The sequence below is a fragment of the Brenneria tiliae genome, from assembly GCF_023347575.1.
Classification (GTDB): Bacteria; Pseudomonadota; Gammaproteobacteria; order Enterobacterales; family Enterobacteriaceae; genus Brenneria; species Brenneria corticis.
The window spans coordinates 141,943-155,508 of record NZ_JAKPCB010000102.1; the positions used below are offsets into that span (position 1 = coordinate 141,943).

Sequence of the window (13,566 nt, forward strand, 5' to 3'; positions counted from 1 at the left end):
CGTCCGCCGTCGGGATAACGGGCGGGCGGTGTTTAATCCGTCGCTTACTTGGACGCCGTCAGCTGCGGGTCCAGCGCGGCGGCATCGCGCGATTCGCCGGTCAGGCGGAACCAGCCGTAGCCTATCAGCATCATGGCGGCGAAGATCGTCGCCAATAAGCTATTGTAATACACCATGGCCGCCAGACAGATTAGCGCCATCACCAGCGCAAACGCCGGGGCAAAGGGATACCAGGGGGCGCGGAACGGACGGTCCAGCGCAGGTTCGCTACGCCGCAGTTTAAACAGCGACGCCATTGAAGTGATATACATCACAATGGCGCCGAATACCGACATGGTGACGATATTGGCCGTCAGCGGCTGCCCGCCGATGGTGACCAGCGAATCGGAGAAAATGGCGGCGATGCCGACCACGCCTCCGGCCAGAATCGCCCGGTGAGGCGTACGGAAACGGGTATGGATGCGCGCCAGCGGCTTAGGCAGATAGCCCGCCCGCGCCAGCGCGAATATCTGCCGGGAATAGCCCATGATAATGCCGTGGAACGACGCGATCAGACCGAACAGCCCGAGCCATACCAGCATATGCAGCCAGCCGCTGTTGCCGCCGACGATCAGCTTCATGGCCTGGGGCAGCGGATCGTTGATATTCGCCAGTTGACGCCAGTCTCCCACGCCGCCGGCAAACAGCATGACGCCCAGCGCCAGCAGGGTTAAGGTGAGGATGCCGCAGATAAAGGCGCGCGGAATGGTGCGGCGCGGATCTTTAGCCTCTTCGGCGGCCATCGCCGCTCCTTCAATCGCCAGAAAGAACCAGATGGCGAACGGAATGGCGGCAAAAATACCGGAGATCGCCACCGTGCTGAATTCGTCTGACCCCGCCCAGCCCAGATTGGTGAAGTTGTCCCATTCAAAACCGGGAGCGACCACGCCCATAAACACCAACAGTTCGAAAATCGCCAATAGGGTGACCAGCAGTTCAAAGGTGGCGGCGATGCCGACGCCCAGAATATTGAGCCCCATAAAAACCAGATAGGCGCTGACGGCGACCCATTTGGGGTCCAGCGCCGGAAACTGCACGTTCAGATAGGCGCCGATGGCCATTGAAATAGCCGGCGGGGCAAACACAAACTCGATCAGCGTGGCGAACCCGGCGATAAAACCGCCGGTCGGGCCAAAAGCGCGGTAGGCGTAGGCGAACGGACCGCCGGCATGGGGTATCGAGGTGGTCAGCTCGGTGAAGCTGAAGATAAAGGCGCAATACATGGCGGCGATCGCCAATGCGGTGATCAGGAACCCCAGCGTGCCGGCCTGCGCCCAGCCATAGCTCCAGCCGAAATATTCACCGGAAATCACCAGCCCGACGGCGATCCCCCATAAATGGAAACTGCCCAGGGTGCGTTTTAACCCCGGTTCCGCGTTGTTGCTTTTCATACATCCATCCCTTGATATCAATATATTATCCAGGGATATTGCAAAGACCGTACCAGATGGCCAAAGAGAAAATTAGCCCGCCCAGAGCCGATCGGCCAAACGACCCGTCGCCGTCCTGCGCACCGTGCCGAGACGGGCTGCTCCACAATGCGGCATTTGCTGCATAATTTCAGGGCATGCACCGTTGAGAGGCAAAACGCGCGGGCAATCCGAGCGCCGGCCCGGTTTATGGCAGCTTGATCCGCGCCACAAGATTAGCTCTGCGCCGCTTATTTTCCCGCCGCAGAAGTGGTAGGGTAATCTCCCGGCTTTTCAGAAACGGCGGGTTAACCCGGCGGTTAATCCTGACCGAACGGCAACGTGATCAAATGCGATCAATAGTCACGCAGTTCCAGCAACGGAGACGCTATTTATGATTGATCTCTATTACGCCCCTACCCCCAACGGGCATAAAATCACCCTTTTTCTTGAAGAAACAAATATTCCCTACCAGCTTCATCACGTTAATATCAGCACCGGCGAGCAGTTTAAACCGGCGTTTCTGGCCATCTCGCCCAACAACAAGATCCCGGCGATCGTCGATCATCAGCCCGCCGATGGCGGCGCCGCCATCAACCTGTTCGAGTCGGGGGCGATCCTGCTCTATCTGGCGGAAAAAAGCGGCGCCCTGCTGAGCCGGGATCTGCGCGAACGCACGGCGACGCTGCAATGGTTATTCTGGCAGGTCGCCGGCTTCGGTCCGATGCTGGGGCAAAACCACCACTTCAACCACTATGCGCCGCAGCCCGTTCCCTACGCCATTGAGCGTTATCAGCAGGAAACGCAGCGCTTATACCGCGTATTGGATAAGCAGTTGCAGAAAAGCCCTTGGCTGGCGGGCGAAAACTACAGTATCGCCGATATCGCCACCTATCCGTGGGTGGTCTCATATGCCCGCCAGCGTATCGATCTTGGCGACTATCCGGCGGTGAAAAGCTGGTATGAGCGGATTAACGCCCGTCCGGCCACCGAGCGCGCCTACAAATTGGCTGAGCGGTAATCATTCTGCTATTCATCCCATTCGGCCTTCGGTTATCTTCTGGTATGGTTAGCCAAACATCCATATCACCGAGGGCCGATGAATGCCACACAGCAACACCGATGCTATTATTCGTATAAAAAACCTGAGGTTACGCACGTTCATTGGAATTAAAGAAGAAGAGATCAATAACCGGCAGGATATTGTGGTCAACGTGACGATCCACTACCCGGCGGCGCGCGCGCGCCATAGCGAGAAGATCGATGATGCGTTGAACTACCGCACGATCACTAAGAGTATTATTCGCCATATTGAGGAGAACCGTTTTTCCCTGCTGGAAAAATTAACCCAGGATGTGCTTGATATCGCCAGCAATCATGACTGGATCACCTATGCTGAAGTTGAAGTGGATAAACCCTTCGCCCTGCGCTACGCCGACTCGGTCTCCATGACCATGCGCTATTACAAGGAATTACGCTAGCCGTGGCCCGTCAGGAAAAAGCCTTATGACATCCCCCTGGCCGGCATGGGTTCTCAATGAGGTAAGATATGCAATTATTAATTACCGGTGGAACCGGTCTTATCGGCCGCCATCTGATTGAACGATTACAGTTGCTTTCCCACCAGGTCACCGTATTGACCCGCGATCCCGAACGCGCCCGCAAACGACTGGGCGATAAGGTGGAATACTGGTCGACGCTGAACAATAAAACCGCGCTGAACGATTTCGACGGCGTGATTAATCTGGCGGGCGAGCCGATCGCCGACAAACGCTGGACCCCGCAGCAGAAACAGCGCCTGAGCCAGAGCCGCTGGAGTATTACCGAACGCCTCGCCAACCTGATTAACGCCAGCAGCGAACCGCCCGCCGTTTTTATTTCCGGTTCCGCCGTGGGCTATTACGGCGATCAGGGGGCGGCGCTGGTGACGGAGGATGAAACCCCCGCCAACGAATTCACCCATCACCTGTGCGCCCGCTGGGAAGCGCTGGCGCAGTCCGCCGAGAGCGACAAAACCCGCGTCTGCCTGTTGCGCACCGGCATCGTCCTTTCCGCGCAGGGCGGCGCGCTGGCCAAGATGTTGCCGCTCTTCCGTCTCGGCCTTGGCGGCCCGCTGGGGTCCGGCAAACAGTACATGCCTTGGATTCATCTCGACGATATGGTGAACGGGATTATTTATCTGCTGGATAACACTGTGCTTAGCGGCCCGTTCAATATGGTGTCGCCCTATCCGGTGCGCAACGAGCAGTTTTCGGCCATGCTGGCGCAGGTGCTGAATCGGCCGGGATTGGTGCGCGCTCCCGCCTGGGCCATCAAGCTGCTGATGGGGGAAGCCGCCACGCTGGTGCTGGGCGGACAGCGGGCCATTCCGCAGCGGCTGGAGGCGGCGGGTTTCGGCTTTCGCTTTTTTGAACTGGAAGAGGCGCTGCGCGACGTGACGAAAAAAACCGGCTGACGCAACGCCAGCCGGAACGACGCTATTTCAAATTCCCCGACAGAAACTGCTGTAAGCGGGGGCTTTTGGGGCTGCCGAACAGCACATCCGGCGGCCCTTCTTCTTCAATCACGCCCTGATGCAGAAAAATCACATGGCTGGAAACGTGGCGCGCAAACTCCATTTCATGGGTGACCACCACCATCGTTTTCCCCTCTTCCGCCAGTTGCTGCATAATACGCAACACCTCGCCGACCAGCTCCGGATCCAGCGCCGAGGTGGGTTCGTCGAATAGCAGCACTTCCGGCTCCATCGCCAGCGCCCGCGCGATAGATACCCGCTGCTGCTGTCCGCCGGAGAGATTGGCCGGGTATTTACTCTGCGCCTCCCCGGTGATGCCCACTTTATCCAGATAAAACGCCGCACGCTGGCGCGCCTCGGCCTTACTCAACCCCAATACCTGAACCGGCGCCTCCATCACGTTTTCCAGCGCGGTCATAAAGCTCCACAGGTTAAAATGCTGAAACACCATCGTCAGACGGGTGCGCAGCATCTGCAGCTGTTTTTTATCGAACACCTTCAACTGACCGTCGTTATCGCGCACCATGCGGATTTCCTGGTCGTTGACGTAAATGGTCCCTTCGCAGGGCTTTTCCAAAAAGTTGATGCAGCGCAGCAGGGTGCTTTTGCCGGAGCCGGACGATCCGATAATCGAAATCACATCCCCGGCGTTAGCCTGTAGCGAAACGCCCTTCAGCACTTCATGCTGACCATAACGTTTATGCAGATCCGTCACCATCAGCTGATTATTCGACATACTCTGTTCCTGGTTTTAATGGGATGAACGGGTATCAAGATGGCGTAACCAGCGCTGTTCCGCTTTTCTGAACAGCCCGATTAACGCAAAAGAAATCGCCAGATAGATCGCCGCGGCGATGCCGAAAGCGTGGAACGGCTGGTAGGTTGCGGCATTGATATCGCGGGCGATTTTCAAAATATCCGGCACCGTGACGGTAAACGCCAGCGCCGTGGAGTGCAGCATCAGGATCACTTCATTGCTGTAGGCCGGCAGCGCAATCCGCAGCGCGCCGGGTAAAATAATGCAGCGATACTGCTTAAAGCGCGAAAAACCGTAGGCCCTGGCCGCTTCGATCTCGCCGTGGGGAACCGAGCGGATGGCGCCGGCGAAAATCTCCGTGGTGTAGGCGCAGGTATTTAACGTCAGCGCCAGAATGGCGCAATTGAGGCCGCTGCGGAAAAAGGCATTTAACAGATCGCTGCCGCGCACCATTTCCAGGCTGTAGACGCCGGAGTAAAACACCAGCAGCTGCACGTACAGCGGCGTACCGCGGAACACATAGGTAAACAGCCAGACCGGCAGGCTGAATCGCCGTCTGGGCGACACCCGGGCCACCGCCAGCGGCAGCGCCAGCATACCGCCGATAACCACCGAAGAAATCAGCAGCCACATGGTCATCGCCAACCCGGTAAGGCGATAGCCGTCGCTCCACAGCAGAGGCTGCCAGTATTGTTGCAGGATCTCACTCATAGCTTATTTTTTTGACTCCCGCCGAATAGTGTTTTTCCAGCCACCACAGCACGCCGTTGGACAGGGTGGTAAAGATCAGATACATCGCCCCGGCGACCAGCGCGAAATAAAACGGCTCATGGGCGCCTTTGCCCGCCAGCTGCGTGGCCTTGATCACATCGTTCAGACCGAGCAGCGACACCAGCGCGGTGGCCTTCAGGATCACCTGCCAGTTATTGCCGATGCCCGGCAAGGCGAAGCGCATCATCGAGGGAAACAGTATGCGGCGAAATACTTTCAGCGGAGAAAAACCAAACGCCACCGCCGCTTCAATCTGGCCGGGAGGCACCGCCTGATAGGCGCCGCGGAAGGTCTCGGTAAAATAGGCGCCGTAGATAAAACCCAGGGTGATAATCCCCGCCGTAAGCGGATCGATATCTATCTGGCCGACCCCCAGCGCTTCCGTTACGCCGTTCAGCGCGATCTGCAGACCGTAAAAAATCAGCAGCATCAGCACCAGATCGGGCACGCCGCGGATCAGCGTGGTATAGCAGGAGAAACATCCCGACAGCAGCCGATTGGCGGACAGCTTGGCGCCGGCGCCGATCAGCCCGATGACCAACGCCAGCAGCAGCGAACTCACCGCCAGCTCCAGCGTCATCGCCGCGCCATCCAGAATTAATTGCGAATAGCCATACAGCATTGCTCATATCCGTTAAGAGTAAAATGGAGGTTAACCGCCAGGCATTGCGGTGCGACGGGCTTCCTGAATCCGTCGTGCGGACCTTTGCCGGCGTTGTGCCCGCGCGGGCGGGCACGCTGATAAACCGCGGTCTAGCGTCGCGGTTTATCAACGTCCTAAACAGCCGATAACGGAGGCTTAGCCGCCGTAGACATCAAAATCGAAGTATTTTTTCGCCAGGGTATCGTAGGTGCCGTCTTTGCGTATTTCCTCAAAGGCCTTATCCAGCGCGGCCTTCAGCTCAGTATCCGCTTTACGCAGCCCGATGCCGGTCCCGACGCCGAAATATTTGTCATCTTTTACCGCCGGGCCGGCAAACGCATAATCCTTGCCGACAGCCAGCTTCAGGAAACCTTCGCTGCCCGCCACCTCATCCTGAAACGCGGCATCGATGCGCCCCGCGGTCAGGTCGGCGTAGATCAAGTCCTGGTTCTGGTAGGCGACGACGTCGATGCCTTTCGGCTGCCAGTACGCATTGGCGTAAGATTCCTGCGTGGTGCCCTGTAATACGCCGACGCGTTTCCCGCCCAGGGACGCCGTCGTCGGTTCAATCCCGGCGTCTTTTTTGGCGATCAGCCGGGCATTGGCGGCGTAAAGTTTTTCAGTAAAAGCAATTTCCTGCTGACGTTTTTCGGTGATGGAGAGCGAAGAGATAATGGCGTCGATTTTTTTCGCCTTCAGCGACGGAATCAACGCATCAAAGTCACTTTCAACAAAGGTGCAGTTAGCCGCGATGCGCTGGCATAACGCTTTGGTCAGATCGATATCAAACCCAACCAGTTCGCCGCTGCTGTTTTTAGACTCAAAGGGAGCATAGGTGGGATCGGTGCCAAATTTAATATTTTTGGGAATGTCGGCCATGGCGCTTCCTGCGGCCAGAATGAATGCCAGCGGTAAAACTTTTATCAGTTTTTTCATATTGCTACCTTTGCCAATAAGTGATTGAAGGTCAAATGTGGTGCGTCTGTATCAGAGCGATTGCTTGCTTTAAAGACGGCTAGCTGTTTGCCACTGCGGAACATTGCAGTTTTCATGCCAAAAGAAGAAAGTCGCATTAACTACGTCACCGGACGAATATATCGCGCAACGGCCAAAATAACCATTTGATTATTAATGAATTAACCCCGTAATCTCGCATAAAAAACCGCCGCGCGACAGCACGCGACGGTAAACACGGCGCCCCGCGCGCACAATATTAGTGCATTGACGCAATAAAACGGTGCGCCAGCGGAAAAAAGCCCCATAACGGAGCATTGCCGTTATTTCACCCCTTTCCCCGGCGGCCGGTCGATGCCCGAAAAACAGGCCGCCGTCACGCCCCCTGCCAGCGGGTAAACAGATCCTGCGGCAGCGCAATATCAAACTGGTCGAGCACGCGGTTTACCGTCTGATCGATAATATCCTGCACCGTTTGCGGGCGATGATAAAAAGCGGGCACCGGCGGCATAATAACCGCCCCCAGCTCCACCGCCTGGGTCATAATGCGCAAATGCCCCAGATGCAGCGGCGTTTCACGCACGCAAAGCACCAGCGGGCGACGCTCCTTCAGCACCACGTCCGCCGCCCGCGTCAGCAACGTATCGCTGTAGCTATGGGCGATCCCCGACAGGGTTTTGATCGAGCAGGGCAAAATCACCATTCCCGCCGTCTTGAACGATCCGGAAGAGAGGCTGGCGGCGATATCGCGCGTATCGTGCACCACATCCGCCAGCGCCTGAACCTCGCGCAGGGTGAAATCAGACTCCAGCGGCAGCGTCTGCCGCGCCGCCTGACTGATAATCAGATGGGTTTCTATTCCCTCAACCGCCCGTAGCACCTGCAGCAGGCGGACGCCGTAAATCACGCCGCTGGCGCCGGAAATGCCAATAATAAGTCGTTTCATCAATACTGCCTCTGGACTGAGCGCGCCTGATGCTCAACGCGAATAACGGATCTGCGCTGACTTTGCCGCATCGGCGGGCGATAGGCAAGAATAAGAAAAGGGAAGCGCGCCCGAACGCACTCCCCTTTTCGTTATCGCACTACAAGATTTTCAGCGCTCAACCTTCGTTGTGCAACTCCAGATCTTCCACTTCGCTCTGGCTGCGCAGCGCTTTGGCGTCGTCATTGCGCAGCACTTCCAGGTAGTCCAGATAGCCCTGATCGACGTCCTTGGTCACATATATCCCGTTGAATACCGAACATTCAAACTGGGTAATATCCGGGTTATCCTCGCGGGCCGCGGCGATCAGATCGTCCAGATCCTGGAAAATCAGCGCATCCGCGCCAATAAGCTGGCGGATCTCCTCCACTTCGCGGCCGTGGGCAATCAGTTCATTTACGCTCGGCATATCAATGCCGTAGACGTTGGGAAAGCGGATTTCCGGCGCCGCCGACGCCAGATAGACCCGTTTGGCTCCCGCCTCGCGCGCCATCTCGACAATCTGCTCCGAGGTGGTGCCGCGCACGATGGAGTCATCCACCAGCAGCACGTTTTTATCACGGAACTCGGCGCGGTTGGCGTTCAGCTTGCGGCGCACGGATTTACGGCGCGCCTGCTGCCCCGGCATGATAAAGGTACGGCCCACATAGCGGTTTTTGACGAATCCCTGGCGATACGGCTTATCAATGATGCGCGCGATTTCCAGCGCGATGTCGCAGGAGGTCTCGGGAATGGGGATCACCACGTCGATATCGAGATCTTCCCACTGGCGCGCGATCTTCTCGCCCAGCTTCTGCCCCATGCGCACGCGGGCGCTGTAGACGGAAATTTTATCGATAAACGAGTCCGGGCGCGCAAAATAAACGTACTCGAACAGACAAGGGTTGCTCTTCGGGTTCTCGGCGCACTGGCAGGTGAACAGCTGCCCTTTCTCGGTGATGTAAATCGCCTCGCCCGGCGCCACGTCGCGCAGGAATTCAAAACCCAGCGTATCCAGCGCCACGCTTTCCGACGCCACCATATATTCGCAGCGGCCGTCTTCCAGATCGCGTTTACCGATAACCAGAGGGCGGATGCCGTTGGGATCGCGGAACGCCACCATACCGTGGCCGATAATCATGCTTACGCAGGCATAAGCGCCGCGAATCTGCTGATGCGTGGCGGCAACGGCGGCAAAAATGTTATCGGCTTCCAGCGGATAGTGCTGAAAACGATCCAGCTCTCTGGCGAAAATATTCAGCAGAATTTCCGAATCCGAGGTGGTGTTGACGTGGCGACGCTCCTGTTCAAACAGCTTTTTACGCAGTTCGTGAGCGTTGGTCAGATTACCGTTATGCGCCAGGGTGATGCCGAACGGCGAGTTAACGTAGAAAGGTTGCGCCTCGGAGGCGCTGGAGCTGCCCGCGGTAGGGTAACGCACATGACCGATGCCCATATTGCCTTGCAAACGTTGCATGTGCCGTGCTTCAAACACATCCTTCACTAGGCCGTTGGCCTTGCGCAGGCGAAAACAGTTTAAGGCATCAATGGTTATGATGCCTGCGGCATCCTGCCCACGGTGTTGCAACACCGTTAACGCGTCATAAATCGACTGGTTGACCGGCGTAAAACCGGCGATACCGACAATACCGCACATGGTGTCTTTTCCTCATCAGCGCTATCGCAGCTCTATATATGCTGCGGCAAGAAACTTGACGTGCTTTGCAGGTAGTCAAAAAACCACCTGATGATATAACTGAACTGCGGAACTAACTGGGACTGCTTCCAATCGTCGCTCTGTGAAAAACCGGTAAAGGTATCCAGAAAAAAGAGCAGCGCGGAGACAATCAATACGCCGCGCAGCGCCCCGAAACAGACGCCCAATACGCGATCGGTGCCCGACAATCCGGTGCGTTCAACCAAAGAGCCGATCACATAGTTGACAATAGCACCCACAATCAACGTCGCAATAAACAGAATGGCAATAGCGATGCCATTGCGGACCAGTTCGTCATCAAAGCGGGTGAAATACACCGCCAGATAAGCGTAGTAATGGCTGGCGACAAAAAATGCGCATCCCCAGGTGACCAGCGACAACGCTTCACGTATAAACCCCCGGATAAGGCTGACCAGAGCCGAAAATCCGATGATGCCAATAATGACGTAATCAACCCAAACCATGAGCCATCCTAATAATGAACGATGCCAACCGCCCGGCCGCCACGTCATCCTGTTCGCGGCGAATTCTAACAGAAAAAGAAAACGTTTGCGTAGCGTATTTCCGCCGATTTTATTAATCGGCGGGCAGAGCAAAAACCGCCCGCCGGCGCGTTAATCCTTTAACGCACGCTGTACGATCTGACCTGACCGCTCAATCCGCTGAGCCGCTGTAATTCCGCCAGCGAAGACTGCAGCTTCTGTTTTGACGCGTCCGGCCCGACATAAATACGGGTTATCTGCCCCGCCACCGGGGTGGCCGGCACGGTATAGGCCCGATAGCCGGAAAGACGCAGCTTGGCGACAATCTCATTCACCTTGTCGGCGTTTTTCAAGGCGCCAAGCTGTACCACATAGGCTTGCCCGGCGGGCGCCTGTTGCGCAGGCCTGGTCTCCGGTTTGGCTTCAGGCTTCGGTTCCGCTTTAGGTTCAGGTTTGGGTTTCACTTCCGCTTTCGGCTGCGGCTTGGGTTCACTGGGCGCCGTCGGGCGCTCAACCACCGCCGGCGGCGCGATCGTCGCCGGGGGAGCCGGCGTTGCCGGAGGCGGGCTTTCCGGCTGGGCGCCTATCCCGGGAGTTTCGGCATCGGACGCCGCGCTCTTATCCTCCACGGCGGACGCCGCCCCTTCCGGCGGCTGGCTGGGCAACGGCTGGTTCAGCGCCGGCAAGGCTTCCATTTCGTTGCTGTCGCCCGGCTTGGGAACCAGCGGGATAGCCGCGAACTCATCGGCATAATGCTTTTTATCGCCGTCCAGCAGGCCGGGCAGCACGATAACGCCCAGCGCCACCAGAACGATCGTGCCGACCAAACGGTTCTGAAATTTACTCGCCATACGTTTGCCCCTCATCCAGCGCTTCCATGACCTGCGCTACCGTATGAAAAGATCCGCACACAATGACGATATCCTGTTCCGCCGACTCGGACATCGCCTGGCGCCAGGCGCCGGCCACATCCGCGAACTGCCGGCACCGCTCCAGATATTGCGCCAGTTGCCCCGCCGTGGCGCCGCGCGGGACGTCCAGCGGCGCGCAATACCATTCGTCCACCTGCGGCGTTAACTGGCTCAGCGTGCCGCCGATGTCTTTATCCGCCAGCATACCGACCACCGCGCGGACTTTCCCGCCCTGCGGCAGCATCGCCAGGCGGCTCGCCAGATAAGCGGCGGCATGGGGGTTATGGGCCACGTCCAGAATCAGCAGCGGTTTCTCGCCGACAATCTGGAAACGGCCGGGCAGCGCGGCCTGGGATAATCCCTGGCGAATCGCCTCTTCACTGACGTTCAAAGGCGAATAGTTCAGCGCGCTCAGGGCGCTGGCCGCATTGGCCAACGGCACATGCGGCAGCGGCAGCCCCGACAGCTCGCGCTGCTTATTCTGCCAGCTCCATCCGTCGCGCTGTATGGAGAAATCCCAGTCACGGCCGCGGCGCAGCAACACCGCGCCCTGTTCAGCGGCCACCTGCGCAATCGATCCGGGCATATCGGGTTCGCCGACCACCGCGGGTTTGCCGGCGCGGAAGATGCCCGCCTTTTCCCGGCCGATGCTGTCGCGGTCCTTACCCAGCCAGTCGGTATGGTCCAGCGCGATGCTGGTGACCACGGCGACGTCCGCATCGACGATATTGGTGGCGTCAAGGCGTCCGCCCAACCCCACTTCCAGGATCACCACGTCCAGTTGCGCCTGCTTAAACAGCCGCAGCGCGGCCAGGGTGCCGAATTCGAAATAGGTGAGCGACACATCGCCCCGGCCGGCTTCAATCTCCGCGAATGCCTGACAGTGCTGCGTCTCGGGCAGCTCTTTGCCCTGAATCCGCACCCGCTCGGTGTAGCGCAGCAAATGAGGCGAGCCGTAAACGCCCACCCGCAGTCCCGCCGCCAGCAGTATCGACTCCAGGGTACAGCAGGTCGTGCCCTTGCCGTTGGTTCCTGCGACGGTAAATACCACGCCGGCGGGCTGTAACAATTGAAGATTCCCGGCCACCTGCCTGACGCGATCCAGTCCCAAATCAATGGCCTGGGCGTGCAGGTGCTCCAGATAATGAAGCCACGTGACCAAAGGCGACGTGGCTTGGGGTACTTGAAGATTATCCATGAGTCCCGTTCACTGGCTTACGGTTCATTTTATACAGGAAGCATGGCTGCCGTTCGGTGCATCGCTCACGCTTCCTGTTCATCGGTTCGGTTATACTTCATCCTGCGATTCGGAGGCGGTATCGTGACTCTCCTCCACCACATCGCCGCCGGGTTCCGGATGATTGGTCAACTTGGCGAGGATCGTCGCCAGTTTGTAACGCATATCCGGGCGGCGGACGATCATGTCGATAGCGCCCTTCTCAATCAGGAACTCGCTGCGCTGAAAGCCCGGCGGCAGTTTTTCACGCACCGTTTGCTCAATCACCCGCGGACCGGCAAAGCCGATCAGCGCCTTGGGTTCGGCGATATTCAGATCGCCCAGCATGGCCAGACTGGCGGAGACGCCGCCCATGGTCGGGTCGGTCAGCACGGAAATGTAGGGCAGGCCGCGGTCGCGCATTTTCGCCAGCGCGGCGCTGGTTTTCGCCATCTGCATCAGCGACATCAGCGCTTCCTGCATCCGGGCGCCGCCGCTGGCGGAGAAGCAGACCAGCGGGCAGCCGTCTTCCAGCGCCTGCTCTACGGCGCGCACGAAACGCGCGCCCACCACCGAGGCCATCGAACCGCCCATAAAGGAAAATTCAAAGGAGGCCGCGACAACCGGCATACCGTACAGCGTGCCTTTCATGACGATCAGGGCGTCTTTTTCATCGGACTGCTTTTGCGCGGCGGCCAGGCGATCTTTGTATTTTTTGGAATCGCGGAATTTCAGGATATCTTTCGGTTCCAGTTCGCTGCCCAGCTCCACCGTCCCTTCTTTATCCAGGAAAGCCTGCAGGCGCGCGCGCGCGGAGAGGCGCATATGGTGATCGCACTTGGGGCACACTTCCAGATTTCGTTCCAGCTCGGCGCGATAAAGAACCTGGCCGCAGCTATCGCATTTCGTCCAGACCCCTTCAGGAATGTTCGCTTTACGGGTCGGAGTAATATTGCTTTTGTTAAGAATTCGTTCAATCCAGCTCATTGATAACCTTTCTGCTTGAACCTGGCAAACGCCAGTCCGCTGTTCATGTATTCCTTGACGACGCAGCCGCTTAAAATATGCCCGGAACGCGCTTTGCCGGCGTTACCGGAGCGTCGGCGCCAAGGATTGTTGCCGTGAACAGACCATAAATGCTGCCCATTAAACCATAACGCTCCGGCACTGTGGATAAAAAACTGGTCG

The 13,566-nt window shown here is 57.8% G+C and carries 14 protein-coding genes; 3 read left to right on the plus strand and 11 right to left on the minus strand.

Translation table 11 applies throughout. The features are described 5' to 3' along the window. Nucleotides 1-44: 44 nt before the first annotated feature. Complete coding sequence (eat, locus tag MFP24_RS19315; RefSeq protein WP_249231905.1) at nt 45-1,430, minus strand: ethanolamine permease; 1,386 nt, start codon at nt 1,428-1,430, stop codon at nt 45-47. A gap of 412 nt (nt 1,431-1,842) precedes the next feature. Between eat and yfcG the strand changes: the two genes are divergently transcribed. The 3 genes from yfcG to MFP24_RS19330 all read left to right on the plus strand — a co-directional run bounded on the left by yfcG (nt 1,843) and on the right by MFP24_RS19330 (nt 3,903). Next, nucleotides 1,843-2,469 carry a GSH-dependent disulfide bond oxidoreductase gene (gene yfcG / locus MFP24_RS19320; protein WP_249231906.1) on the plus strand — a complete coding sequence of 209 codons (627 nt, stop codon included), beginning with the start codon at nt 1,843-1,845 and terminating at the stop codon, nt 2,467-2,469. Between the two features lie 82 nt (nt 2,470-2,551). Further along, complete coding sequence (gene folX, locus MFP24_RS19325) at nt 2,552-2,929, plus strand: dihydroneopterin triphosphate 2'-epimerase (protein WP_249231907.1); 378 nt, start codon at nt 2,552-2,554, stop codon at nt 2,927-2,929. Nucleotides 2,930-2,997: 68 nt separating this feature from the next. After that, on the plus strand, nt 2,998-3,903 hold the full coding sequence (locus MFP24_RS19330; protein ID WP_249231908.1) for a TIGR01777 family oxidoreductase: 906 nt from the start codon (nt 2,998-3,000) through the stop codon (nt 3,901-3,903). Between the two features lie 22 nt (nt 3,904-3,925). Here the strand turns inward: MFP24_RS19330 and hisP are convergent, their stop codons facing one another. The 10 genes from hisP to accD all read right to left on the minus strand — a co-directional run bounded on the left by hisP (nt 3,926) and on the right by accD (nt 13,365). Beyond that, complete coding sequence (gene hisP / locus MFP24_RS19335; RefSeq protein WP_249231909.1) at nt 3,926-4,699, minus strand: histidine ABC transporter ATP-binding protein HisP; 774 nt, start codon at nt 4,697-4,699, stop codon at nt 3,926-3,928. A gap of 15 nt (nt 4,700-4,714) precedes the next feature. Continuing rightward, complete coding sequence (locus MFP24_RS19340; RefSeq protein WP_249231910.1) at nt 4,715-5,431, minus strand: ABC transporter permease; 717 nt, start codon at nt 5,429-5,431, stop codon at nt 4,715-4,717. Continuing rightward, a complete protein-coding gene (locus MFP24_RS19345) occupies nt 5,424-6,113 on the minus strand; it encodes a histidine ABC transporter permease HisQ (RefSeq protein WP_249231911.1) in 690 nt (229 codons plus the stop codon). The genes MFP24_RS19340 and MFP24_RS19345 overlap by 8 nt, the downstream gene beginning before the upstream one ends. Nucleotides 6,114-6,290: 177 nt before the next feature. Then, complete coding sequence (locus MFP24_RS19350) at nt 6,291-7,070, minus strand: lysine/arginine/ornithine ABC transporter substrate-binding protein (RefSeq protein WP_249231912.1); 780 nt, start codon at nt 7,068-7,070, stop codon at nt 6,291-6,293. Between the two features lie 394 nt (nt 7,071-7,464). Further along, nucleotides 7,465-8,034, minus strand: coding sequence for a UbiX family flavin prenyltransferase (locus MFP24_RS19355; protein ID WP_249231913.1), 570 nt, complete (start codon nt 8,032-8,034; stop codon nt 7,465-7,467). 157 nt (nt 8,035-8,191) lie between these two features. Next, a complete protein-coding gene (purF, locus tag MFP24_RS19360; RefSeq protein ID WP_249231914.1) occupies nt 8,192-9,709 on the minus strand; it encodes an amidophosphoribosyltransferase in 1,518 nt (505 codons plus the stop codon). A 32-nt stretch (nt 9,710-9,741) separates the two neighbouring features. Beyond that, nucleotides 9,742-10,233: a colicin V production protein gene (cvpA, locus tag MFP24_RS19365; protein WP_136166408.1), complete on the minus strand. Its 492-nt coding sequence runs from the start codon at nt 10,231-10,233 to the stop codon at nt 9,742-9,744. Between the two features lie 158 nt (nt 10,234-10,391). Beyond that, entirely contained in the window at nt 10,392-11,102 is a 711-nt protein-coding gene (dedD, locus tag MFP24_RS19370; RefSeq protein WP_249231915.1) for a cell division protein DedD, read from the minus strand. Continuing rightward, complete coding sequence (folC, locus tag MFP24_RS19375; RefSeq protein ID WP_249231916.1) at nt 11,092-12,360, minus strand: bifunctional tetrahydrofolate synthase/dihydrofolate synthase; 1,269 nt, start codon at nt 12,358-12,360, stop codon at nt 11,092-11,094. The genes dedD and folC overlap by 11 nt, the downstream gene beginning before the upstream one ends. Nucleotides 12,361-12,450: 90 nt before the next feature. Further along, the gene (accD, locus tag MFP24_RS19380; RefSeq protein WP_009112050.1) at nt 12,451-13,365 is read right to left on the minus strand and encodes an acetyl-CoA carboxylase, carboxyltransferase subunit beta; all 915 of its coding nucleotides are present in this window, start codon (nt 13,363-13,365) and stop codon (nt 12,451-12,453) included. Nucleotides 13,366-13,566 lie beyond the last annotated feature (201 nt).

What these genes read in the sequence shown, in the direction of transcription:
- eat (WP_249231905.1), bottom strand. Translation starts at nt 1,430, where the DNA reads ATGAAAAGCAACAACGCGGAACCGGGGTTAAAACGCACCCTGGGCAGT.
- yfcG (WP_249231906.1), top strand. Translation starts at nt 1,843, where the DNA reads ATGATTGATCTCTATTACGCCCCTACCCCCAACGGGCATAAAATCACC.
- folX (WP_249231907.1), top strand. Translation starts at nt 2,552, where the DNA reads ATGCCACACAGCAACACCGATGCTATTATTCGTATAAAAAACCTGAGG.
- MFP24_RS19330 (WP_249231908.1), top strand. Translation starts at nt 2,998, where the DNA reads ATGCAATTATTAATTACCGGTGGAACCGGTCTTATCGGCCGCCATCTG.
- hisP (WP_249231909.1), bottom strand. Translation starts at nt 4,699, where the DNA reads ATGTCGAATAATCAGCTGATGGTGACGGATCTGCATAAACGTTATGGT.
- MFP24_RS19340 (WP_249231910.1), bottom strand. Translation starts at nt 5,431, where the DNA reads ATGAGTGAGATCCTGCAACAATACTGGCAGCCTCTGCTGTGGAGCGAC.
- MFP24_RS19345 (WP_249231911.1), bottom strand. Translation starts at nt 6,113, where the DNA reads ATGCTGTATGGCTATTCGCAATTAATTCTGGATGGCGCGGCGATGACG.
- MFP24_RS19350 (WP_249231912.1), bottom strand. Translation starts at nt 7,070, where the DNA reads ATGAAAAAACTGATAAAAGTTTTACCGCTGGCATTCATTCTGGCCGCA.
- MFP24_RS19355 (WP_249231913.1), bottom strand. Translation starts at nt 8,034, where the DNA reads ATGAAACGACTTATTATTGGCATTTCCGGCGCCAGCGGCGTGATTTAC.
- purF (WP_249231914.1), bottom strand. Translation starts at nt 9,709, where the DNA reads ATGTGCGGTATTGTCGGTATCGCCGGTTTTACGCCGGTCAACCAGTCG.
- cvpA (WP_136166408.1), bottom strand. Translation starts at nt 10,233, where the DNA reads ATGGTTTGGGTTGATTACGTCATTATTGGCATCATCGGATTTTCGGCT.
- dedD (WP_249231915.1), bottom strand. Translation starts at nt 11,102, where the DNA reads ATGGCGAGTAAATTTCAGAACCGTTTGGTCGGCACGATCGTTCTGGTG.
- folC (WP_249231916.1), bottom strand. Translation starts at nt 12,360, where the DNA reads ATGGATAATCTTCAAGTACCCCAAGCCACGTCGCCTTTGGTCACGTGG.
- accD (WP_009112050.1), bottom strand. Translation starts at nt 13,365, where the DNA reads ATGAGCTGGATTGAACGAATTCTTAACAAAAGCAATATTACTCCGACC.